We start from the raw sequence: 22406 nt of genomic DNA on the forward strand, positions 1-22406 counted from the left end.
AGTGCCGATGTCTGACGTAACCACCGTAAACTGCCCAACCTGTGGGAAAACTGTCGTCTGGGGAGAAGTGAGTCCATTTCGCCCATTCTGCTGCAAACGCTGTCAACTTATAGACCTGGGCGAATGGGCGGCGGAAGAGAAACGCATTCCGAGCGAAGGCGATCTCTCGGATAGCGATGACTGGAGCGAAAACCAGCAGTAACATTTAAAGCCTGCTGGCGCTTCGCTTAGCAGGCCTACGGTTGTGCGACCAGCCGGAGGATCACAGGCTCATTGGCAGGCGGGAATTTTTCCGCATCGCTGGCCTGAAGCTCAATCCAGTTACCCGGCTGCCCCTCTTTTCCCCATGGCTCACCTTCCCAGTTTTCCACCAGCCAGAACCAGAGCGTGATGTGCCTGTCCGGAAACTGGTACTCCAGCTTATCGAACAGCGTTGCATCAAGCGGGGTGATCCCCACCTCTTCCTGAAGCTCACGCACCAGCGCCTGCTCCGGCGTTTCACCTGATTCGATTTTCCCGCCGGGGAATTCCCATTTGTTGGCCATATGCGCATCGGCGGCACGTTGGGTAATGAAGATCTGGTTTTGCGGGTTGCGAATGATCCCGACAGCAATTTGCAGTGTTTTCATCATGTCACGTCCATAAAAAAGGCGCAGATATCTGCGCCTTTTCGTTTTGTTATGTTCTTAGCTCAGGCGGCCGTGGCACGCCTTGTATTTTTTGCCGGAACCGCATGGGCACGGATCGTTACGACCGACTTTACGATCGCCCGTCTGCGCTGCGATTGCCGCTGCGGCTTCGCTCTCATCGGTCTGATGACTCAGCTGCTGCATCTGTGCCAGACGCTCAGCTTCTTCACGACGCTGCTGCTCCATCGCTTCCACTTCTTCCGGCATACGCACCTGAACTTTGCTCAGAGTGCTGATGACTTCATACTTCAGCGACTCCAGCATGGCAGCAAACATGGAGAAGGATTCACGCTTGTACTCCTGCTTCGGATCTTTCTGCGCATAACCACGCAGGTGGATACCCTGACGCAGGTAGTCCATTGCCGCCAGGTGCTCTTTCCACAGGGAGTCCAGGGTCTGCAACATTACGCCTTTCTCGAAGTGGCGCATCATCTCAGCGCCAACCACTTCTTCCTTACGCTTATAGACGTCCAGCGCGGTTTCGTAGATACGCTCGCGCAGGGTCTCTTCGTGCAGCTCAGGCTCTTTGTCCAGCCACTCTTTGATTGGCAGTTCGAGGTCGAAGTCGTTTTTCAGACGTTCCTGCAGGCCTTCGATATCCCACATCTCTTCCAGAGACTGCGGTGGAATGTGCGCGTCGATAGTGGCTTTGAACACATCTTCGCGAATGCTGTTGATGGTTTCGCTCACGTCGGACACGTCCAGCAGTTCGTTACGCTGGGTATAGATTGCACGACGCTGGTCGTTGGCAACGTCATCATATTCCAGCAGTTGCTTACGAATGTCGAAGTTGCGGCTTTCTACTTTACGCTGGGCGTTGGCAATCGCTTTGGTAACCCACGGGTGCTCGATCGCTTCGCCAGGTTTCATGCCCAGTTTACGCATCATGCCGGACACACGGTCAGAGGCGAAAATACGCATCAGCGCATCTTCCATGGACAGATAGAAGCGGGAAGAACCGGCATCACCCTGACGGCCCGCACGACCGCGCAGCTGGTTATCGATACGACGAGATTCATGACGCTCGGTACCAATGATGTGCAGACCACCGGATGCCAGCACCGCGTCGTGACGCACCTGCCAGTCGGCTTTGATCTGCGCGATTTGCTCCGGGGTTGGGTTTTCCAGCTCGGCCACTTCGGCCTGCCAGCTACCGCCGAGCATAATATCGGTACCACGACCCGCCATGTTGGTAGCGATGGTTACGGCAGCCGGGTAACCCGCCTGCGCAACGATATCTGCTTCTTTAGCGTGGAACTTGGCGTTCAGCACGTTGTGCTTGATGCCCGCCTTGGTCAGCTCGTTAGACACCACTTCAGATTTCTCGATGGAGATGGTCCCCACCAGAACCGGCTGGCCCTTCGCGGTACGATCGCGAATATCTTCGATGATCGCCTGGATTTTTTCCGCTTCGGTCATGTAAACCAGGTCCGGCATATCCTTACGGATCATTGGACGGTTGGTTGGTACTACCACGGTATCCAGCTTATAGATGGAGCTAAACTCAAACGCTTCGGTATCTGCGGTACCGGTCATCCCCGCCAGCTTCTCGTACAGACGGAAGTAGTTCTGGAAGGTGATAGACGCCAGCGTCTGGTTTTCGTTCTGAATATCCACGCCTTCTTTCGCTTCCACGGCCTGGTGCAGACCATCGGACCAGCGACGTCCCTGCATGGTACGACCGGTGTGTTCATCGACGATGATGACTTCACCGTCTTTAACGATGTAGTCAACGTCGCGGGTGAACAGGGCGTGCGCGCGCAGTGCAGCCGTTACGTGGTGCATCAGCATAATGTTGCTCGGGGAGTACAGAGACTCGCCCTCTTCCATAATGCCTTCAGCCACCAGCAGCTCTTCGATTTTCACCAGGCCGCGTTCGGTCAGGTTGACCTGACGCGCTTTTTCATCCACGGAGAAGTGACCTTCACCCTGGAAAGTATCGGAGTCTTCTTTCTCCTGACGCAGCAGGTGTGGAATGATTTTGTCGACTTTACGGTACATCTCGGAGCTGTCTTCGGCCGGGCCGGAGATGATCAGCGGGGTACGCGCTTCATCGATCAGAATGGAGTCAACCTCATCCACCAGCGCATAGTGCAGTTTACGCTGGACGCGCTCTTCAGGGCTGAACGCCATGTTGTCACGCAGGTAGTCGAAGCCGTATTCGTTGTTGGTGCCGTAGGTGATGTCCGCGTTGTAGGCTTCACGCTTCGCAGGTGCCGGCAGGCCGGACATGTTAATGCCCACGGTCATGCCGAGGAATTCGAACAGTGGACGGTTATTTTCGGCGTCGCGTTGCGCCAGATAGTCGTTGACGGTAACAACGTGAACGCCCTTACCCGTCAGCGCATTCAGGTAAGCCGGCAGCGTTGCAGTCAGGGTTTTACCTTCACCGGTACGCATTTCCGCGATGCAGCGCTCGTTGAGCACCATCCCGCCCAGCAGCTGCACGTCGAAGTGACGCATGCCGAACACGCGTTTACTGGCCTCACGTACTACGGCAAAGGCTTCCGGGATCAGGCTTTCTAAGGTTTCGCCTTTCTCCAGACGCGCACGGAACTCCGCGGTTTTTGCTTTCAGTTCATCATCAGAGAGCTTCTCCATCGCCGGTTCCATACCGTTGATGACGTTCACAGCTTTGCGCATGCGGCGCAGGGTACGATCGTTACGACTACCAAAAACTTTGGTTAACAATTTGATTAGCATAATAAAATCTCAAACGCCCCAGTCGGGCAGATAAATTAAGGTATTGAAAAAGGGTTAATTTAGCTGAGGCGTTGAGGCCCGGCACGGATGCCGTGAACCTGGCTAATCCAGGTCGAAACAGAGAAGGATGCGGGGGAAACAAAAGCAGTTTGCGCCGTCTGACTCACGGTCACAGGCGGCTGGTTGTCCTGCGTCAGAAGCGCATTGAGCGTATCGAGCAGAGCAAGGTGCTGAGCCTGGACCGGCAGCGTTTCTTCAGCAACAGGCATCGTCTGCGGCGCCATCGCGAACGACAGATGGCGAATAACCGTGCGAATCGCGTGTTGCTGCCAGTAATCAACGGAGAAATTGGGACGACGGTTGGCTTCAAGCCATGCGAGATTAGTGAAGTTAACCCGCGTGGTGAGATCGTGTTTGGTCGTCGTGGAACGTGCTGGCGTTGCCGCGTCTGCGCTGTTGCTGAGCACAGGCAAGCCGAGACTCGCCGCGACCATCCCCAATAAGAGATGCGGCCAGAAGTAACGTCTGCCAAATTGTCGCCAGCGCGTCAGTATTCCGCTCACTTGCTCCACCACGTTCGCCCGCCAGTGCAGGCTGAGTTCAGTTATTCTTTTTTAGCGCCCAGATATTACCACTAAAGCCAATACACGACAGCAGGAATGACACCTTGCAGCAGGTAAAAACGGTCATTAATGCAGCGAACACACCGTTATTTGGCACCCAACACAGGCCAGGGGTGAGAGAGACAAATCCAGAAAGGGCAGAAATAAAAACGACTGGCTTCCCTGGTCGGAGAGAGTACCAGGTGAACCAGTCGCTTTTCTTACGAAACGGCTTTAACCGTTACGCCAGGACCATAGTCGGGGCTTTGAACGCCAGCGGCAGTTCAGCTTCGTCTTCGAAGGTCACATATTCCCAGGCTTCCTGTTTTGCCAGGACGGCCTGCAACAGTTTGTTGTTCAGTGCATGACCGGATTTAAACGCGGTAAAGGCACCAATGATGTTGTGACCACACATGAAGAGGTCGCCGATCGCGTCCAGCATTTTGTGACGGACAAATTCATCTTCAAAACGCAGGCCATCTTCGTTCAGTACGCGATAATCGTCAACAACGATGGCACAATCGAAGCTGCCGCCCAGGCACAGGCCGCGGGATTGCAGATATTCGATATCACGCATAAAGCCGAAGGTACGTGCTCGGCTGATCTGACGCATGAACGCATCCGCAGAGAAGTTCATCGCATAGCGCTGGGTGCTGGAGTCAATCGCCGGATGGTTAAAATCGATGGTGAAGTCCAACGAGAAACCATTGTACGGTTTGAATTCAGCCCATTTGTCGCCATCTTCGACGCGAACGGTCTCTTTAATGCGAACAAATTTCTTCGCGCAGTTCAGTTCTTCGATGCCGGCATCCAGCAACAAATAAACGAACGGAGCAGCACTCCCGTCCATGATCGGGATTTCTGGCGCATCGACTTCAACCATAATGTTGTCGATACCCAGACCCGCCAGGGCGGCGTTCAGGTGCTCTACGGTAGAAATCCGCACGTCATGCTCGTTCACCAGACAAGTACAGAGCATAGTATCACGCACAGATTTGGCATCGGCCGGAAAATCTACCGGTGGATTCAAGTCGGTGCGACGATAGATGACCCCGGTATTGGCCGGCGCAGGGCGTAACGTCAGTGTGACTTTCTTGCCGGTATGTAAACCGACACCCGTCGCCTGAACGATACGTTTAAGTGTCCTTTGTTTGATCATCGTATAATCTCGCCAAATTAACTATCCAACCGAGAGTGTATATCACTAACGGTGGGCCAGTTTAGCACAAAGAGCGCAAATCCCCAAATTCCAGCCAATTCTTAGTCAGCTTGCTTACGCAGGAACGCCGGGATATCCAGATAATCTGGCTCTTTTGCCGTTTGTGGAGTCGGGTCGTTCACCACTTTCGCAGCCGGTTTTTGCTCCTGAGTCAGAGGCGACATACCGTGCTGCTGGTAACGATCCATCACCGGCTGCTGAGTCTGTTTGTTGGTCACGAGGGTGATCTCAGGACGCTTGTCCATACCGATACCGGTGGCCACAACAGTCACACGCAGTTCGTCGTTCATTTCCGGGTCAAGGGACGTACCGATAACAACGGTCGCGTTGTCAGAGGCGAATGCACGGATGGTGTTACCCACGGTTTCGAACTCATCCAGACGCAGGTCAAAGCCAGCGGTAATGTTGACCAGCACGCCGCGCGCGCCAGACAGATCGATATCTTCCAGCAGTGGAGAAGAGATCGCCATTTCAGCGGCTTCTTCCGCACGGTCTTCACCGCTCGCCACGCCAGAGCCCATCATCGCGTAGCCCATCTCGGACATCACGGTGCGAACGTCTGCAAAGTCAACGTTCATCAGGCCAGGACGGGTAATCAGTTCAGCGATACCCTGAACCGCGCCTTTCAGCACGTCGTTTGCCGCGCCAAAGGCGTCCAGCAGAGAGATACCGCGACCCAGCACTTTCAGCAGCTTGTCGTTCGGAATGGTAATCAGAGAGTCCACGTGCTTGGACAGCTCGGTGATACCCTGCTCCGCGAAAGCCATACGCTTCTTACCTTCAAAGTTGAAAGGCTTGGTCACGACAGCAACGGTCAGAATACCTAAATCTTTAGCGACTTCCGCTACAACGGGTGCTGCACCGGTACCTGTACCGCCACCCATACCCGCTGCGATGAAGACCATGTCTGCACCGTCCAGTGCAGCGCGCAGCGCTTCACGATCTTCTTCAGCCGCGTTGCGGCCCACTTCCGGGTTAGCCCCTGCTCCCAGACCTTTGGTGATGCCACCACCGATCTGAATCGTCTGGCCAACAGCCGTTTTACGCAGCGCCTGCGCATCGGTGTTCACCGCGAAGAATTCAACACCTTCGATGCGCTCGCGCACCATGTGCTCTACGGCGTTACCGCCGCCGCCACCGACGCCGATGACTTTAATCACCGCGTCGTTGGTTAATTCCATAGGTTCAAACATAATCTCTCTCTCCGTTGTGCCTGTCGCCCGAGACCGCTAATTCTCTCCGGTCTCTTAAAAAATTAAAATTCTTTTCGCAACCAGGTGTTAAGTCGTTTGACCCACGACCCCACCGAGACGCGTTTTTCCACCTCTGCCTCACCACTTAAATGGGATTCTTTCCCGTAGTGCAGCAGGCCCACCGCCGTTGAATAGTACGGCTCCTGAGCATAATCCGTTAAACCGGTGATATTCAGCGGCGCACCAATACGCACCTGCGTATGGAACACGCGCTGAGCGCAGGCCGCAAGACCTTCAATTTGCGCTGCCCCGCCGGTTAATACAATCCCCGCTGCGAGATGATGTTTCACACCCTGCTGGCGAAGCTGTTCCTGTAACTGCAAAATCTCTTCGTTGACCAGGTTGAGCAGCTCGGTATAACGCGGCTCAATTACCTCTGCCAGCGTCTGGCGTTGCAAACTGCGCGGCGGTCGACCGCCTACGCTCGGTACTTCAACGCTCTCGTCTTTGCCGACGATAGAGCCCAGCGCGCAACCGTGGCGCACTTTAATCGCCTCTGCATCGCTCGGTGGCGTACCAAAGGCGTAAGCGATATCGCTGGTCACCACATTCCCGGCGTACGGGATCACTTTGGTGTGGCGCAACGCACCGCCGGTATAGACAGCCATGTCCATTGTACCACCACCAATATCGACCACACAGACGCCCAGTTCACGTTCGTCTTCGGTCAGCACGGAATAGCTCGCGGCAAGTCCGGCGAAAATTAGTTGGTCAACTTTCAGGCCACAACGTTCAACGGCTTTTACAATGTTCTTCGCCATATCGTTGTGACATGTGATCAGGTGCACTTTTGCCTGCATACGTACGCCCGACAGACCGACCGGATTCTTGATACCTTCCTGGTAGTCGATCGCGTATTCTTGCGGGATCACATGCAGCACACGGTGCTCGTCGCGAACACGCACAGATTTCGCCGTGTGGACAACGTTCTCAACGTCTTCCTGCGTCACTTCTTCTTCAGAAATCGGCACCATACCGATTTCATTCTGGCAGCTGATGTGCTTACCAGAAAGAGCCAGATAGACAGAGGAAATCTGGCAATCTGCCATCAATTCAGCCTGGTCGATGGCGCGCTGAACGCATTTCACCACCGACTCAAGGTCGTTTACCCCACCTTTATCCATACCACGGGAAGGGCAGCTGCCCACGCCAATGATATTGACCATACCGTCGGGCAGAACTTCCCCTACCAAAGCGGCAACCTTCGCGGTGCCAATCTCCAGTCCTACTACCAATTTTCTGTCCGTCGACTTGATCATTGTTGTTCTGCCTGTACCTGTGCCTGATTTTGTTGCTGATTAGGTTCCTCGACCGGAGCCGGCTCCCAACCGACTGCTGCGCCTGAGTCATAGCGCAAATCAACGTAGCTTATCCGTTTGCCATCCGTCTGCGCCTGCTGCTGTAAAACCGGGTAAAGTTCTACAAAACGCGCCAGACGTTTCATTGTGTCGCCGCGGCCAAGATTGAGCTTAATGCCATTCGTTAAGGTCAGCTGCCAGGAACGGCGCGCCGTCATCGCAGCATCTTTTAACGTAAAGCGATCCTTAGCCAGCACCTGCCCCATCTCACGAAAACCCTGTAATACTTCGTTTTCGCTGCCTTCCGGGCCATACAACATCGGTAAATTCTGCTTGTTGACACGATCGCTCGGGACGCTGAACGAATTTCCGTCTACGTCAACCATATGCTGATCATTCCAACGCGCAATCGGCACATATTCAACCAGATGAATCTTCAATTCATCAGGCCATTGCTTTCTGACACTCGCCTGTTTTATCCACGGCAGACGTTCAATCTGACTCTGGATAATGTTGACGTCCTGCGTCATAAAGGTGCCAGGCGACCCCAGCGCCAGAATTGACTGGCGAATGTCATCGTTACGCGTGTAGTGACGCTCTCCGGTCACTACCAGCTTCGACAGCGGCAACCGCTGTGCGTCTTCCATCCAGCCCAGCACCATCCAGCCGCTGATAAACACGGTGCACAGCACCCCGAGCAGGAAGATAATCCCTGCAAGACGCGTTCCATTACTCCGGCGCGAAGAAGAATATTCTTCTTCGTCATCGCGGTTGCGCGTGTTCAACGCAGCCTGAGACATATCAGCCCGCCTGGTCCAGAATACGTACGACTAATTGCGAGAAGCTCATTCCCGCCTGACGCGCCGCCATCGGCACAAGGCTATGGCTGGTCATACCCGGAGACGTGTTTGCTTCCAGCAGATAAAATTGCCCATCACCGTCAAGCATCACATCAATTCGTCCCCAGCCTCGGCATCCCAAAACATTCCATGCTTTAAGCACCAGAGACTGTAATTCCGCTTCACGTTGTGCTTCAAGACCAGCTGGGCAGAAATATTGCGTCTCATCAGAGAGATACTTCGCCTCATAATCATAGAAGACTCCGGCGGGTTGGATGCGAATTGACGGTAAAATTTCTTCACCAAGCATCGCGACGGTAAATTCCGGCCCGCTAAGCCATTTTTCAATCAGAACTTCTTCATCATGTTGAAATGCCAGAGCTAAAGCGTCAGCCAAATCTACAGCTTTATCAACTTTGGACATTCCCACGCTCGACCCTTCACGGCTAGGCTTCACAATAACCGGTAAGCCCAGTGACGCAATGCGTGTATTAACGCTGTCCGACAAGCCCAATTCAAATTCACGGCGCGTCAGTGCAACCCATGGCGCAACGGGCAGACCCGCCCCCTGCCACAGCAGTTTGCTGCGCAGTTTATCCATGGAGATAGCGGATGCCATCACGCCACTGCCGGTGTACGGCATACCGATCAGCTCCAGCAGCCCCTGCAACGTGCCGTCTTCACCGCCGCGGCCATGCAACGCGATAAAGGCTTTATCGAAGCCCATCGCTTTCAGCTGCGTAACGTCCACCTCTTTCGGATCAACCGGATGCGCGTCCACACCACCTTCACGCAGGCCCGCCAGCACGGCAGCGCCCGAATTCAGAGAAACCTCGCGTTCGGCGGAAGTGCCGCCAAACAGGACAGCAATCTTATCAGCCATGACGCTCGTCCTCCTGAGTTTGCGGCTTCAGTTTGATTTCAGCTAAGGTACGGGCGATTTTGCCGATATTTCCCGCACCCTGAATCAGGATGAGATCGTTACCCGTCAGGACCGGGGCAAGCATTTCAGCTACCTGCACCGGGTCGGGGACCAGGATAGGGTCCACTTTACCGCGTCCGCGGATGGTACGACATAAAGACCGACTGTCCGCGCCCGGAATCGGCGCTTCACCCGCGGCATAAACATCCAGCATCAGCAGGGTATCGACCTGCGAAAGGACGTTGGCAAAATCGTCATACAGATCGCGGGTACGTGTGTAACGGTGCGGCTGGAAGATCATGACCAGATTCTTTTCCGGCCAACCCGCGCGTGCCGCTTTGATGGTTGCGTCCACCTCCGTCGGATGGTGACCGTAGTCATCGACCAGCATCGCAGAACCTGGCTTACCGTTTACTGGCTCCAGTGGGAACTCACCCAGGAAGTCGAAGCGACGGCCCGTTCCCTGGAAGCTTTCCAGCGCGCGCAGGATCGCCTCATCATCAATGCCTTCTTCCGTTGCAACAGCCACCGCCGCCGCCGCATTCAGGGCATTGTGACGTCCCGGCGCGTTCAGGGTGACATGCAGGAGCTCTTTATCCTGGCGTGCCAGGGTGAAATGTCCCTGCGCACCAATCTGCTTATAATCTTCCACGCGTACATCAGCGTCTTCGCTGAAGCCGTAGGTGGTAATTTGACGCCCGACGCGCGGCAGCAGCTCGCGGATCACCGGGTCGTCCACGCACATCACCGCACGGCCATAGAACGGCAGGTTGTGCAGGAAGTTAATAAAGGTCTGCTTTAAGTTCTCGAAGTCGCCCTGGTAGGTATCCATATGGTCAGCTTCGATATTGGTGACGATAGCCACCATCGGCTGCAAATGCAGGAACGACGCGTCGCTTTCATCCGCTTCCGCAATCAGATAACGGCTGTGGCCCAGACGCGCATGCACGCCAGCGGCTTTCACCAGACCACCGTTAACGAACGTTGGGTCGAGACCCGCTTCCGCATAAATGCTGGAGACCATCGCTGTTGTTGTGGTTTTACCGTGCGTACCGGCCACCGCAATGCCGTGACGGAAACGCATCAGTTCCGCCAGCATTTCCGCGCGACGGATCACCGGAATGCGCGCCTCATGCGCCGCAACGATTTCCGGGTTATCCGCGGAGATCGCGCTGGACACTACAACCACGCTCGCATCGCTCACGTTTTTCGGGCGATGATTGAAATAGATAGTCGCCCCCAGCGACGCCAGCTGCTGCGTAACAGGGTTTGGCGCCAGGTCAGACCCGCTGATCTGATAGCCTTCGTTAGCTAACACTTCGGCAATACCGCCCATGCCAGCACCACCGATGCCGACAAAGTGAATGTGCCGGACGCGACGCATCTCGGGCACGATAGAACGCAGTTTTGCCAGTTGTTGTGTATTCATTCTCTAAACGCCATCGACTACTTCAAAAAAATCGTGCAGCGCAACACGCGCTGCGAGAATTATGCCTGGGCTGCCAGGCTCACTTCTTTTGCCACCCGTTCCGTTGCATCCGGGATAGCGGTCGCGCGTGCGCGTTGCGCCATCTCCAGTAATACATCTCGGTTCCAGCCCGCCAGGGTAGTGGCGACCGCATCAGCGGTAAATTGTGGCTGCTCAAAAATTTTTGCGGCACCCGCTTTCTCAAGCGGCAGCGCATTCCAGTACTGCTGTCGGTCTTTGTGCTGGAACGGCACAAACAGCGCTGGCAAACCGGCGGCGGCGATTTCGCTCACCGTCAGCGCACCCGAACGACAGACCACGACATCGGCCCAGGCATAGGCTGCGGCCATATCATCAATAAATTCAGTCACTTTATGCTGCGGCTGACCTTCCTGCGCGTAGGCCTGCTCAACGCTCTGCTGAGCGCCCTTCCCGCTCTGGTGCCAGATGGTCACCGCATCACCCAGTTTTGTCGCAACCTGTGGCATCGTCTGGTTTAAAATACGTGCGCCCTGTGAACCGCCGACAACCAGCACGCGCACCGGCCCTTCGCGACCCGCCAGACGCGTATCTGGCAGCGGCAGCGCCAGCACGTCCACACGCACCGGATTCCCTACGACATCCGCTTTCGGGAATGCCCCAGGGAAGGCCTGCATAACTTTGGTGGCGATTTTTGCCAGCCATTTGTTGGTCAACCCGGCAATACCGTTCTGCTCATGCAGAACAACAGGGATGCCCAGTGACCACGCCGCCAGTCCTCCCGGACCGGAAACGTAGCCGCCCATGCCCAGAACGACGTCAGGCTTAAAGCGCTTCATAATGTCGCGCGCCTGACGCCAGGCATTGAAAATGCGCACCGGCGCCAGCAGCAGCGCCTTGATCCCTTTGCCACGAAGGCCAGAAATACGAATAAAGTCGATCTCGATACCGTGTTTAGGTACAAGGTCGGCTTCCATGCGGTCTGCGGTTCCCAGCCAGCGTACCTGCCAGCCCTGTTCCATTAAATGGTGCGCAACCGCCAGTCCCGGGAACACGTGTCCGCCGGTCCCGCCTGCCATCACCATTAACCGCTTCGGTTGATTCATCGTGAACCTCGTGTAAACGCCTGAGCTTTCTCCAGACGCGTTTCATAATCTATGCGTAACAAAAACATGATGGCCGTCGACATGATCAACAGACTCGAACCACCATAACTGATCAACGGCAACGTCAGACCTTTGGTCGGCAGCATACCCGCTGCGGCCCCAACGTTTACCAGTGCCTGGAAGCTAAACCAGATACCAATTGAGCAAGCCAGGAAACCGGAGAAGCGGTGATCGATCTCCAGCGCTTTACGGCCAATCGACATGGCGCGGAAAGCGACGAAGAATACCATTAATAGCGCCAATACCACACCGATATAACCCAGTTCTTCCCCAATAATGGAGAAGATGAAGTCGGTATGCGCCTCCGGTAAATACTCCAGTTTTTGCACCGAGTTGCCCAGGCCTTGGCCCCAGACTTCGCCGCGGCCAAACGCCATCAGCGACTGTGTCAGCTGATAACCGCTGCCGAACGGATCTTCCCATGGGTTCCAGAACGAGGTCACACGGCGGATACGGTATGGTTCGGCGAGGATCAGCAGCACCACCGCCGAAATCCCCATCCCGATGATGGCAATGAACTGCCACAGTTTTGCGCCCGCCAAGAACAGCATCGCCAGCGTAGTGACAAACAGTACGACAACCGTACCGAGATCGGGCTGCGCCAGCAGCAGGATCGCAAGCACCAGAATCACGCCCATCGGTTTTAAGAAGCCGCGCAGGTTGTTACGAACTTCGTCGACTTTACGCACCAGGTAGTTTGCCAGGTAGCAGAACAACGAAAGCTTGGTGAACTCTGCAGGCTGAATACGCAGCGGACCAAAGGCGATCCAGCGTGATGCCCCGTTAACGGAGCTCCCGACGACCAGAACGATCAACAGCATGATGATTGAGGCGATAAGCATGGCCGTACTGTGCCGCTGCCAGAACGACATCGGCAGGCGTAAGGTGATCATTGCCAGGCAGAACGCGAGAATGATGTACAGCCCGTCACGCTTGGCAAACAGGAACGGATCGTTTGCCAGACGCTGTCCGACAGGCATCGACGCCGAGGTGACCATAATAAAGCCGGTCGCTGCCAGCCCCAGCGTGAGCCAGAACAGCGTGCGGTCGTACATAATCAGGCTGTCGGAATCTTTATCCCGTGAAGCCATCACCCAGCCTTTCAGCGCCGTAAACAGCCATACCAGGATACCAAACCCTGGCAGACGCGGCATTTTCAGGCGAGGGAGAGATAAACGCATCAGCCTAACTCCTTCGCCAGGCGGGTAAAGACATCGCCCCGCTGTTCGAAATTCTTAAATTGATCGAGGCTGGCACAGGCTGGCGAGAGCAGCACCATATCGCCGGGCTTCACGCGTGGGGCGATAAGGCGCATCGCCTGTTCCATGGTCTCGGTTTGTTCGGCGACCTCAGGACGCAACGCCGCAAGCTCGCTGCCATCGCGGCCAAAGCAATAAAGGCGCACGTTATCACCGTTGAGGTACTGCTTCAGCGAGGAGAAATCGGCTGATTTACCGTCGCCGCCCAGCAGCAGATGCAGTGTGCCTTCAACGTGCAGACCGTTCAATGCCGCCTCGGTGCTACCCACATTGGTCGCTTTGGAATCGTTAATCCAGCGTACGCCGTTGTGTTCCAGCGCCAGCTGAAAACGGTGAGCCAGGCCGGTAAAGGTGGTCAGCGCCTTCAGGCTTGAAGATCGCGGCAGGCCAACGGCATCCGCCAGCGCCAGCGCCGCCAGGGCGTTGGTGTAGTTATGCTGGCCGGAGAGCATCATCTCTTTCACGTTCAGCACCTTCTCACCTTTCACCCGCAGCCAGGTTTCGCCCTGCTGGCGGTTAAGGTGATAGTCACCCATGTTAATACCGAAGCTAATGCAGCGATCGTCTGCGCCACGCACCGGCATGGTGAGTGCATCATCGGCATTCACCACGCAGACTTTGGCATTTTCATAGACACGCAGCTTGGCCGCGCGGTACTGCTGCAAGCCGAACGGGTATCTGTCCATATGATCTTCGGTGACATTAAGGATCGTCGCTGCCGCCGCATGCAGGCTTGAAGTGGTTTCCAGCTGGAAGCTGGAAAGCTCAAGTACAAACAGCTCACACCCTTTATCGAGCAGCATCAACGCGGGTAGGCCAATGTTACCGCCCACGCCGACATTTTTGCCCGCCGCTTTCGCCATCTCACCCACCAGGGTGGTGACGGTGCTTTTACCGTTTGAACCGGTAATGGCAACGATCGGGGCCTGCGCCTCCCGGCAGAACAGTTCGATATCGCCAACAATCTCAACGCCTGCATCCGCCGCGGCACTCAGCGAAGGATGCGCCAGCGCCATGCCCGGGCTGGCAACAATCAGATCGGCGACCAGCAGCCACTCATCATTCAGACCACCCAGGTGGCGTTCAACCTGCTCCGGCAGCTTGTCCAGACCCGGCGGAGAGACGCGCGTATCCATCACGCGCGGCGTCACGCCACGCGCAAGGAAAAAGTCCACGCAGGAGAGGCCGGTGAGGCCCAACCCGATGATAACGACTTTTTTGCCCTGGTAATCTGCCATGATTAACGTACCTTCAGCGTTGCCAGGCCAATCAGCACCAGCATCAGCGAAATAATCCAGAAGCGCACAATGACGCGCGGCTCCGGCCAGCCTTTCAGTTCATAGTGGTGGTGAATCGGTGCCATACGGAAGATGCGCTGGCCGCGCAGCTTGAAGGAACCGACCTGCAAAATCACCGACAGGGTCTCAACCACAAACACACCGCCCATAATCACCAGCAGGAACTCCTGACGCAGCAGCACGGCGATAATGCCCAGCGCGCCGCCCAGTGCCAGTGAACCGACGTCGCCCATAAAGACCTGCGCCGGATAGGTGTTGAACCACAGGAAGCCCAGCCCCGCGCCGACAATCGCCGTACAGACGATCACCAGCTCACCAGCGTGTCGCAGGTACGGGATGTGCAGGTAGTTTGCAAAGTTCATGTTACCGGTCGCCCACGCCACCAGCGCGAAACCGCCCGCGACAAACACGGTTGGCATGATGGCCAGGCCGTCCAGACCATCGGTCAGGTTGACGGCGTTGCCGGTGCCGACGATCACAAAGTAAGCCAGCAGAATGTAGAACAGCCCCAGCTGCGGCATCACGTCTTTGAAGAACGGCACCACCAGCTCGGTGGCCGGGGTGTCTTTTCCTGCCAGGTAAAGCGCGAAGGCCACACCCAGCGCAATTACCGACATCCAGAAATACTTCCAGCGGGCGATCAAACCTTTGGTGTCTTTGCGCACGACTTTGCGGTAGTCATCAACAAAACCGATGATCCCGTAGCCAACCAGAACGGTCAGCACGCACCAGACGTAGGGGTTAGACGGATAAGCCCACAGCAGAACGGACACCACAATCGCGGTCAGGATCATGATCCCGCCCATGGTCGGCGTACCGCGCTTGCTGAAGTGTGATTCCGGACCATCGTTGCGTACAACCTGGCCGAAAGAGAGTTTTTGCAGACGGGCAATCATGCGCGGGCCCATCCACAACGAGATGAACAGCGCAGTCAGCAGGCTGACGATGGCGCGAAACGTCAGATAGGAAAAGACGTTAAAGCCTGAATAATATTTGACCAAATGTTCGGCCAGCCAAACTAACATGTCCCGTTCTCCTGTAATGCGTGCACAACCTCTTCCATGGCGGCACTACGTGAACCTTTAACTAAAACAGTCACAATCTGTTTTTCTGTAATCAATGCCTTCAGGCGTTCGATCAGTGCAGATTTATCGGCAAAATGTTCGCCAACTTCACTGGCATCGGAAATGGCCTTGCTCAGCGTGCCTGCGCTCAGTACGCGGTCAAGCCCGGCAGCTTTCGCCGCTTCGCCAACCTGTACGTGGCAGGCTTCGCTTTCATCACCCAGCTCGGCCATATCGCCCACAACCATCACGCGATAGCCCGGCATCTCAGACAAGACCTGCACGGCCGCCGTCATGGAGCCGACGTTAGCGTTGTAGGAGTCATCCAGCAGGAGTTTGTTTTCAGCCAGCTGGATCGGGAACAGACGCCCCGGCACGGCTTTTAAATTTGCCAGACCAGTTTTTATCGCAGCATGTGAAGCCCCTACCGCCATTGAGAGCGCTGCCGCAGCAAGCGCATTGGCGATGTTATGACGACCCGGCAACGGCAGCAGCACGTCGATGTCGCCCGTTGGGGTCAGGAGGGTGAACTCGGTGCCGTGTGACGTCACATGAATGTTGGTCGCCGAAAAATCACTGTTTGCCGCATTCGGGGAGAAGCGCCAGGTTTTGCGTGAACCAATGATGCTCTGCCAGTTCAGCCAGTCATTGTTATCGGCATTCATAATGGCGATGCCGTCATCCGGCAGGCCGGTATAAATTTCACCTTTCGCTTTCGCCACACCGGCCAGCGAACCAAAACCTTCAAGATGTGCCGCCGCCAGGTTATTTACCAGCGCCGCTTCCGGACGCGTCAGGCTCACGGTCCAGGCGATTTCGCCCTGATGGTTAGCCCCTAACTCAATCACCGCATATTCATGCTCGTGGGTCAGGCGCAGCAGCGTCATCGGTACACCGACGTCATTATTAAGGTTGCCCGCCGTATAAAGCGTGTTTCCGCACTGGCTAAGGATCGCCGCCGTCATCTCTTTAACGGAGGTTTTGCCCGACGAGCCCGTCAGCGCCACGACGCGTGTTGGCACCTGCTGGCGAACCCATGCCGCCAGCTCACCAAACGCCAGGCGCGTATCTTTCACCACAATCTGCGGCAAATCGATATCGAGCTTACGGTTGACCAGCAGCGCACCCGCGCCGTTATCTTTAGCCTGTTGCGCAAAATCGTGGGCGTCAAAACGTTCACCCTTCAGCGCCACAAACAGGCAGCCCGCCGTCACCTTACGGGTGTCGGTGGTCACAGCCTCGATGGTCTGATCCTGACCATGCAGCATCCCCTGCAATACCGCAGCGGCCTGGCTTAACGTAATGCTAATCATGCCACCACTCCCAGCAGACGCGCTGCCGTCACGCGGTCGGAGTAATCCAGACGACGATTGCCGACGATCTGATAATCTTCATGACCTTTACCGGCCAGCAGAACCACATCGTTCTCCTGCGCCTGCATAATGGCGTTAGTCACGGCCTCCGCACGGCCTTCGACCACGCGCGCACGCCCAGCATCCAGCATGCCCGCCAGAATGTCGTTGATAATGGCCCTCGGCTCTTCGGTACGCGGGTTGTCATCGGTCACCACGGGAATATCCGCGAACTGCTCAGCGATGGCGCCCATCAGCGGACGTTTGCCCTTGTCGCGATCGCCACCGCAGCCAAACACGCACCAGAGCTTGCCAGCGCAGTGCAGACGCGCCGCTTCCAGCGCTTTTTCCAGCGCATCCGGCGTATGGGCGTAATCCACGACCACCGTCGGCTTGCCCGGCGCACTGAACACTTCCATGCGGCCACAGACCGGTTGCAAACGCTCAGACGTTTTCAGCAGATCTACCATCGGGTAACCCAGCGCCAGCAGCGTCGCCAGCGCCAGCAGCAGGTTACTGACGTTGAAAGCCCCCATCAGGCGGCTTTCAATTTCACCTTCGCCCCAGGTGGAAGCAAAGCGGATCGTCGCCCCGCTATCGTGGTAGTTCACTTCGACTGCCTTCAGCCAGCGGCCACGACAGTTCGGATTAATGCGATCTTCCATCGACACCGCCACCGCATCTGGCAGTTTTTCCAGCCAGCGGCGACCGACTTCGTCGTCGGCGTTAATGATCGCCTGCCCGTGGTGGTGAGTGGAATAAAGCAGCCATTTCGCCGCTTCGTAGTGCTCCATATCACCATGATAATCAAGGTGATCGCGGCTCAGGTTTGTAAAGACAGAGGCGGCAAATTTCAGTGCCGCCACGCGATGTTGTACCAGACCATGGGAGGAGACCTCCATCGCCGCGAAGGTCGCCCCCTGCTCTGCAAGGCCTGCCAGCACACGCTGCACGTCAACCGCCGAGCCTGTCGTGTTTTCCGTCGGGCTTACTTTGCCCAGAATACCGTTCCCCACCGTGCCCATGACGGCACCGGTTTCACCCAGCAGCTGAGCCCATTGCGCCATCAGCTGAGTGGTGGTGGTTTTTCCGTTGGTTCCTGTCACGCCAACAAGCTTTAACTGGTCGGAAGGTTCGTCGTAAAAACGTCCTGCCAGCGCGGAGAGACGCTCATTCAGCTGGCTGAGATAGATGACCGGCACGCCGTGCATTTCACGGATCTCACCGTCTGTTGCCTCATCTTTGGCCTCAGCAATAATGGCAGCAACACCTTGCGCAATCGCCTGCGGGATATAACGACGCCCGTCCGCCTGATGACCTACCACTGCCACAAAAAGATCGCCAGAAGCCGCTACGCGGCTATCCAGTACCATCTCTCGCAGTGCTCGCGCAGGTAGCATAGGCACCCACGGAGCAAGAAGGTCGCGCAAATTACGATCTGCCACCTGTTCCCTCGCCTTGATTAATTACAAATTCACTTTTTTCGCCCGTCGCCAGCGCATCCGGTTCAATGTTCATGGTGCGCAACACGCCGCCCATAATAGCCCCGAACACAGGCGCGGAGACGGCGCCGCCGTAGTATTTACCCGCCTGCGGATCGTTGATGACGACCACCAGCGCAAAACGCGGATTGCTTGCAGGCGCTACGCCTGCGGTATAGGCAATGTATTTGTTGATATAGCGGCCGTCCGGCCCCACTTTTTTCGCTGTACCGGTTTTGATGGCGATACGATAGCCCTTAATCGCGGCCTTCACGCCACCACCACCGGGAAGCGCGACGCTTTCCATCATATGTACGACGGTACGAACGATAGATTCCGGGAAAACACGTTCCCCCGGTACCGGTGGATCAACTTTGGTGATCGACAGCGGGCGATAAATGCCATAGCTGCCAATCGTTGCGTAGACTCGCGCTAACTGTAAGGGAGTTACCATTAGCCCGTAGCCGAAAGAGAAGGTGGCCCTCTCTATGTCAGACCACCGTTGTTTTTGAGGATATAAGCCACTGCGTTCTCCGACCAACCCCAAATTGGTCGCCTTTCCCAGCCCAAAACGTGAGTAAGTATCTACTAACGCTGAGGACGGCATCGCTAACGCCAGTTTTGACACACCGACGTTACTCGACTTCTGTAAGACCCCGGTCAGGGTCAGTTCGCTGTAACGTGCCACGTCTTTTATTTCGTGGCCGTTAATTCGATAAGGGATCGTATTCAGAACGGTATTTTCGTTGACGATGCCCCGCTGTAGAGCCGTCATCACCACCATAGGTTTTACGGTTGAACCGGGTTCAAACACATCGGTGATGGAGCGGTTACGCATCGCATCTTTTGCTGTACCGGCAAAATTATTCGGGTTGTATGAGGGACTACTGGCCATCGCCAGCACTTCACCTGTCGCCACATCCACCAGCACGGCACTGCCCGATTCCGCCTTGTTAAACGCGACGGCGTTGTTCAGCTCACGATAGACCAGCGCCTGCAAGCGCTCATCAATACTCAGGGCCAGGTTGTGCGCGGCCTGGCTGTCTGTCGAGGAAATATCTTCAATGACGCGACCATAGCGGTCTTTACGCACGATTCGCTCGCCAGGCTGGCCGGTAAGCCACTTGTCGAAGCTTTTTTCAACGCCTTCAATCCCCTGGCTATCCACGTTGGTGAAGCCAATCAGGTGCGCGGTGACTTCGCCGGAAGGATAATAACGGCGGGATTCTTCCCGCAGATGAATGCCGGGCAGCTTGAGTTTTTTAATGTAGTCAGCCATATCAGGGTTCACCTGACGGGCAAGATAGATGAAGCGCCCTTTCGGGTTGGCGTTAACGCGTGACGCCAGCTGATCCAGCGGCATTTTCAACGCGTCTGAGAGCGCCTTCCAGCGGTTATCAAGGGTGATCCCGCCTGCGTCATGCAGCTCTTTAGGATCGGCCCAGATCGCCTTCACCGGTACGCTCACCGCCAGCGGGCGGCCGGAGCGGTCGGTGATCATCCCACGAGAGGTAGAAACTTCCTGCACGCGCAGAGAACGCATATCACCCTGACGTACCAGCATGTCAGGCGCGATGATTTGTAGCCACGCCACGCGTCCCAGCAGGAAACCCAGCGCCAGTAAAATGCAGCCGCAAAGCAACGCAAAACGCCAACTGATAAAGTTGGCCTGTTCTTCCTGGCGTTTTGGTTTTAGCGTTTTTGCCGCTGCTTTCATGCGTCGCGTTTTCCCTTATTTTTGTACTACGATATTTTCCTGCGAAGGATCAACATGCTGTAATTGCAGTTTTTCCGTTGCGATCCGTTCAACCCGGCTGTGATCGCCGAGCGCGTTTTCTTCAAGGATCAGATTTCGCCATTCAATATCCAGCGCATCGCGTTCCAGTACCATCTGTTCGCGCTGCGCAGTTAACAAACGGGTATGGTGAGCGGTGGTTACCACCATGACTGCCGTCACAATGATGCAAATGAACAAGCAGAGTGGCAGCTTCCCAAACCGCAAAAGATCGTCGCCGATCACGCCAGGCAAGGCATGGCGCTCGTTGCTTCCTAACGATCCCTTAACTTTGCTTAGGGTCTCTGTCACTCTGCTGATCATGCGTTCGTCCTCTCTGCAATACGCAGCACTGAACTACGGGCACGTGGATTCTCTGCCACCTCTTCTTCGCCCGGCATCAACTTGCCTAATGCTCGCAACTGACGGCCTCCCAGCTTTCTGAGTTGTTCTTCCGTCATCGGCAGCCCAGCTGGAACCTGCGGACCGCGGCTCTGTTCACGCATAAAGCGCTTAACGATGCGATCTTCCAGCGAATGGAAGCTGATGATGGATAACCGCCCACCCGGGGCCAGCACGTCGAGCGAGCTTTTTAGCGCCAGCTCTATTTCCTCCAGTTCACTGTTTACCCAGATACGAACCGCCTGGAAGGTACGGGTCGCAGGATGTTTGTGCTTGTCCTTCACTGGCGTTGCCGCCGCGATGACTTCTGCCAGCTCTTTGGTACGGGTCATTGGCTCAACGCGGTTGCGCTCCACGATGGCGCGCGCAATACGTTTGCCAAAGCGTTCTTCGCCGAAGGTTTTGATCACCCAGGCAATATCCGCTTCGTCAGCAGTTTGTAACCACTCGGCGGCAGACTGGCCGCGGGTAGGGTCCATACGCATATCCAGCGGACCGTCGCGCATAAAAGAGAAGCCGCGTTCTGCATCATCAAGCTGTGGTGAAGAGACACCAAGATCGAGGAGGATCCCGTCGATTTTGCCGGTCAGGCCGCGCTCGGCGACATAATCCGCAAGCGCAGAGAAAGGTCCATGCACGATGGAAAAGCGAGGGTCATCGATGGTTTGCGCAACGGCAATCGCCTGCGGATCGCGGTCAATTGCCAGCAGGCGCCCTTCCGCTCCAAGCTGAGAGAGGATCAAACGCGAGTGGCCACCGCGACCAAAAGTGCCATCAATATAGATGCCATCTGGACGAATATTCAGGCCGTTAACGGCCTCATCCAGCAGCACCGTTGTATGTTTATAATTTTCCATCATATTTATAGAGACAAGTCCTGCAGCCGTTCCGATAATGTTGCGGAATCAGACTGCTCAGCGTCGATATCTTCCTTGACCTGTTGATACCAGGTCGTTTCGTCCCACAGTTCAAACTTGTTGAACTGCCCGACCAGCATCACTTCTTTAGTCAGACCGGCATGTTGCCGCAACACAGGCGCAATCAATAATCGCCCGGCGCTATCCATCTGACATTCACTGGCATGTCCCAATAACAACCGCTGTACGCGGCGTTCCTGCGGGTTCATGCTCGACAGTCGCGACAGCTTTTGCTCAATGATTTCCCATTCAGGCAAAGGATAAAGCAGCAGGCAGGGGGAGTTGATGTCAATGGTGCAAACCAGTTGACCCGAAGCGTTCTCAATCAGCTGGTCACGGTATCGGGTTGGTACCGATAAACGCCCTTTGCTGTCGAGATTGACTAACGTTGCTCCACGGAACATGCCAGCCTCACCCCTCCTCACCACTTTAACCCACAAATTCCCACCTGAAGGAGTTTACGGAGCGAGGGAAAAGCTTGTCAAGCCAGGACTCTCTCTGTACGGACCCGAAAGCATCCTATTTACAGAGCAAGAGTGACCTGGCTAATAACTAAACAACTGGCGAGGCAAAATTAACGTTATGAATATTTGTAAGAAAAAAACCGAATATGCACACGAGCGTTAAGACTCACTCAATATCATCGCAGGGAAATATAAAGTGTCAGTTTGCGACGCGGGCAGCATTTTAAGGCATATCGCCGGGGGATAACAGCACCAGT

The 22406-nt window shown here is 55.7% G+C and carries 20 protein-coding genes; 1 reads left to right on the forward strand and 19 read right to left on the reverse strand.

The genetic code is table 11. The features are described from left to right. The first annotated feature begins 7 nt into the window (after positions 1-7). A complete protein-coding gene (gene yacG, locus SK51_RS00515; protein ID WP_003856332.1) occupies positions 8-202 on the forward strand; it encodes a DNA gyrase inhibitor YacG in 195 nt (64 codons plus the stop codon). A gap of 34 nt (positions 203-236) precedes the next feature. Here the strand turns inward: yacG and mutT are convergent, their stop codons facing one another. The 19 genes from mutT to mraZ all read right to left on the reverse strand — a co-directional run bounded on the left by mutT (position 237) and on the right by mraZ (position 22089). Next, the gene (gene mutT, locus SK51_RS00520) at positions 237-629 is read right to left on the reverse strand and encodes an 8-oxo-dGTP diphosphatase MutT (protein WP_032621758.1); all 393 of its coding nucleotides are present in this window, start codon (positions 627-629) and stop codon (positions 237-239) included. A gap of 57 nt (positions 630-686) precedes the next feature. Further along, on the reverse strand, positions 687-3392 hold the full coding sequence (secA, locus tag SK51_RS00525; RefSeq protein ID WP_022647050.1) for a preprotein translocase subunit SecA: 2706 nt from the start codon (positions 3390-3392) through the stop codon (positions 687-689). A gap of 59 nt (positions 3393-3451) precedes the next feature. Continuing rightward, positions 3452-3955 (reverse strand): secA translation cis-regulator SecM, encoded by a 504-nt coding sequence (gene secM / locus SK51_RS00530; protein WP_032621757.1) that lies wholly within the window; start codon positions 3953-3955, stop codon positions 3452-3454. Between the two features lie 280 nt (positions 3956-4235). Continuing rightward, positions 4236-5153, reverse strand: coding sequence for a UDP-3-O-acyl-N-acetylglucosamine deacetylase (gene lpxC, locus SK51_RS00535; protein WP_003856337.1), 918 nt, complete (start codon positions 5151-5153; stop codon positions 4236-4238). A 101-nt stretch (positions 5154-5254) separates the two neighbouring features. Further along, a complete protein-coding gene (gene ftsZ, locus SK51_RS00540) occupies positions 5255-6406 on the reverse strand; it encodes a cell division protein FtsZ (RefSeq protein WP_022647048.1) in 1152 nt (383 codons plus the stop codon). A 62-nt stretch (positions 6407-6468) separates the two neighbouring features. Continuing rightward, positions 6469-7725, reverse strand: coding sequence for a cell division protein FtsA (gene ftsA, locus SK51_RS00545; protein WP_003856340.1), 1257 nt, complete (start codon positions 7723-7725; stop codon positions 6469-6471). After that, positions 7722-8564 (reverse strand): cell division protein FtsQ, encoded by an 843-nt coding sequence (gene ftsQ, locus SK51_RS00550; protein ID WP_003856342.1) that lies wholly within the window; start codon positions 8562-8564, stop codon positions 7722-7724. The genes ftsA and ftsQ overlap by 4 nt, the downstream gene beginning before the upstream one ends. Position 8565: 1 nt before the next feature. Further along, positions 8566-9486, reverse strand: coding sequence for a D-alanine--D-alanine ligase (locus SK51_RS00555; protein ID WP_023299324.1), 921 nt, complete (start codon positions 9484-9486; stop codon positions 8566-8568). Beyond that, positions 9479-10954: a UDP-N-acetylmuramate--L-alanine ligase gene (gene murC / locus SK51_RS00560; RefSeq protein ID WP_048206563.1), complete on the reverse strand. Its 1476-nt coding sequence runs from the start codon at positions 10952-10954 to the stop codon at positions 9479-9481. The genes SK51_RS00555 and murC overlap by 8 nt, the downstream gene beginning before the upstream one ends. Positions 10955-11013: 59 nt before the next feature. Beyond that, positions 11014-12078, reverse strand: coding sequence for an undecaprenyldiphospho-muramoylpentapeptide beta-N-acetylglucosaminyltransferase (murG, locus tag SK51_RS00565; RefSeq protein ID WP_022647045.1), 1065 nt, complete (start codon positions 12076-12078; stop codon positions 11014-11016). Next, positions 12075-13319, reverse strand: coding sequence for a cell division protein FtsW (gene ftsW, locus SK51_RS00570; protein WP_022647044.1), 1245 nt, complete (start codon positions 13317-13319; stop codon positions 12075-12077). Before ftsW ends, murG begins: the two co-directional genes overlap by 4 nt. Next, on the reverse strand, positions 13319-14635 hold the full coding sequence (murD, locus tag SK51_RS00575) for a UDP-N-acetylmuramoyl-L-alanine--D-glutamate ligase (RefSeq protein ID WP_023299321.1): 1317 nt from the start codon (positions 14633-14635) through the stop codon (positions 13319-13321). The genes ftsW and murD overlap by 1 nt, the downstream gene beginning before the upstream one ends. A 2-nt stretch (positions 14636-14637) precedes the next feature. Then, positions 14638-15720 carry a phospho-N-acetylmuramoyl-pentapeptide-transferase gene (gene mraY, locus SK51_RS00580; protein ID WP_003856353.1) on the reverse strand — a complete coding sequence of 361 codons (1083 nt, stop codon included), beginning with the start codon at positions 15718-15720 and terminating at the stop codon, positions 14638-14640. Further along, positions 15714-17072 (reverse strand): UDP-N-acetylmuramoyl-tripeptide--D-alanyl-D-alanine ligase, encoded by a 1359-nt coding sequence (gene murF / locus SK51_RS00585; RefSeq protein WP_023305440.1) that lies wholly within the window; start codon positions 17070-17072, stop codon positions 15714-15716. The genes mraY and murF overlap by 7 nt, the downstream gene beginning before the upstream one ends. Further along, a complete protein-coding gene (gene murE / locus SK51_RS00590; RefSeq protein ID WP_023305439.1) occupies positions 17069-18556 on the reverse strand; it encodes a UDP-N-acetylmuramoyl-L-alanyl-D-glutamate--2,6-diaminopimelate ligase in 1488 nt (495 codons plus the stop codon). Before murE ends, murF begins: the two co-directional genes overlap by 4 nt. Beyond that, a complete protein-coding gene (ftsI, locus tag SK51_RS00595; RefSeq protein WP_022647040.1) occupies positions 18543-20309 on the reverse strand; it encodes a peptidoglycan glycosyltransferase FtsI in 1767 nt (588 codons plus the stop codon). Before ftsI ends, murE begins: the two co-directional genes overlap by 14 nt. Positions 20310-20324: 15 nt before the next feature. Then, positions 20325-20690: a cell division protein FtsL gene (gene ftsL / locus SK51_RS00600; protein ID WP_003856363.1), complete on the reverse strand. Its 366-nt coding sequence runs from the start codon at positions 20688-20690 to the stop codon at positions 20325-20327. Further along, a complete protein-coding gene (gene rsmH / locus SK51_RS00605; protein WP_003856366.1) occupies positions 20687-21628 on the reverse strand; it encodes a 16S rRNA (cytosine(1402)-N(4))-methyltransferase RsmH in 942 nt (313 codons plus the stop codon). The genes ftsL and rsmH overlap by 4 nt, the downstream gene beginning before the upstream one ends. Before the next feature lie 2 nt (positions 21629-21630). After that, positions 21631-22089, reverse strand: a complete 459-nt coding sequence (gene mraZ / locus SK51_RS00610) for a division/cell wall cluster transcriptional repressor MraZ (protein ID WP_014830641.1) — start codon at positions 22087-22089, stop codon at positions 21631-21633. Between the last annotated feature and the right edge of the window lie 317 nt (positions 22090-22406).

The organism is Enterobacter sp. MGH85, assembly GCF_001037655.1.
Classification (GTDB): domain Bacteria; phylum Pseudomonadota; class Gammaproteobacteria; order Enterobacterales; family Enterobacteriaceae; genus Enterobacter; species Enterobacter intestinihominis.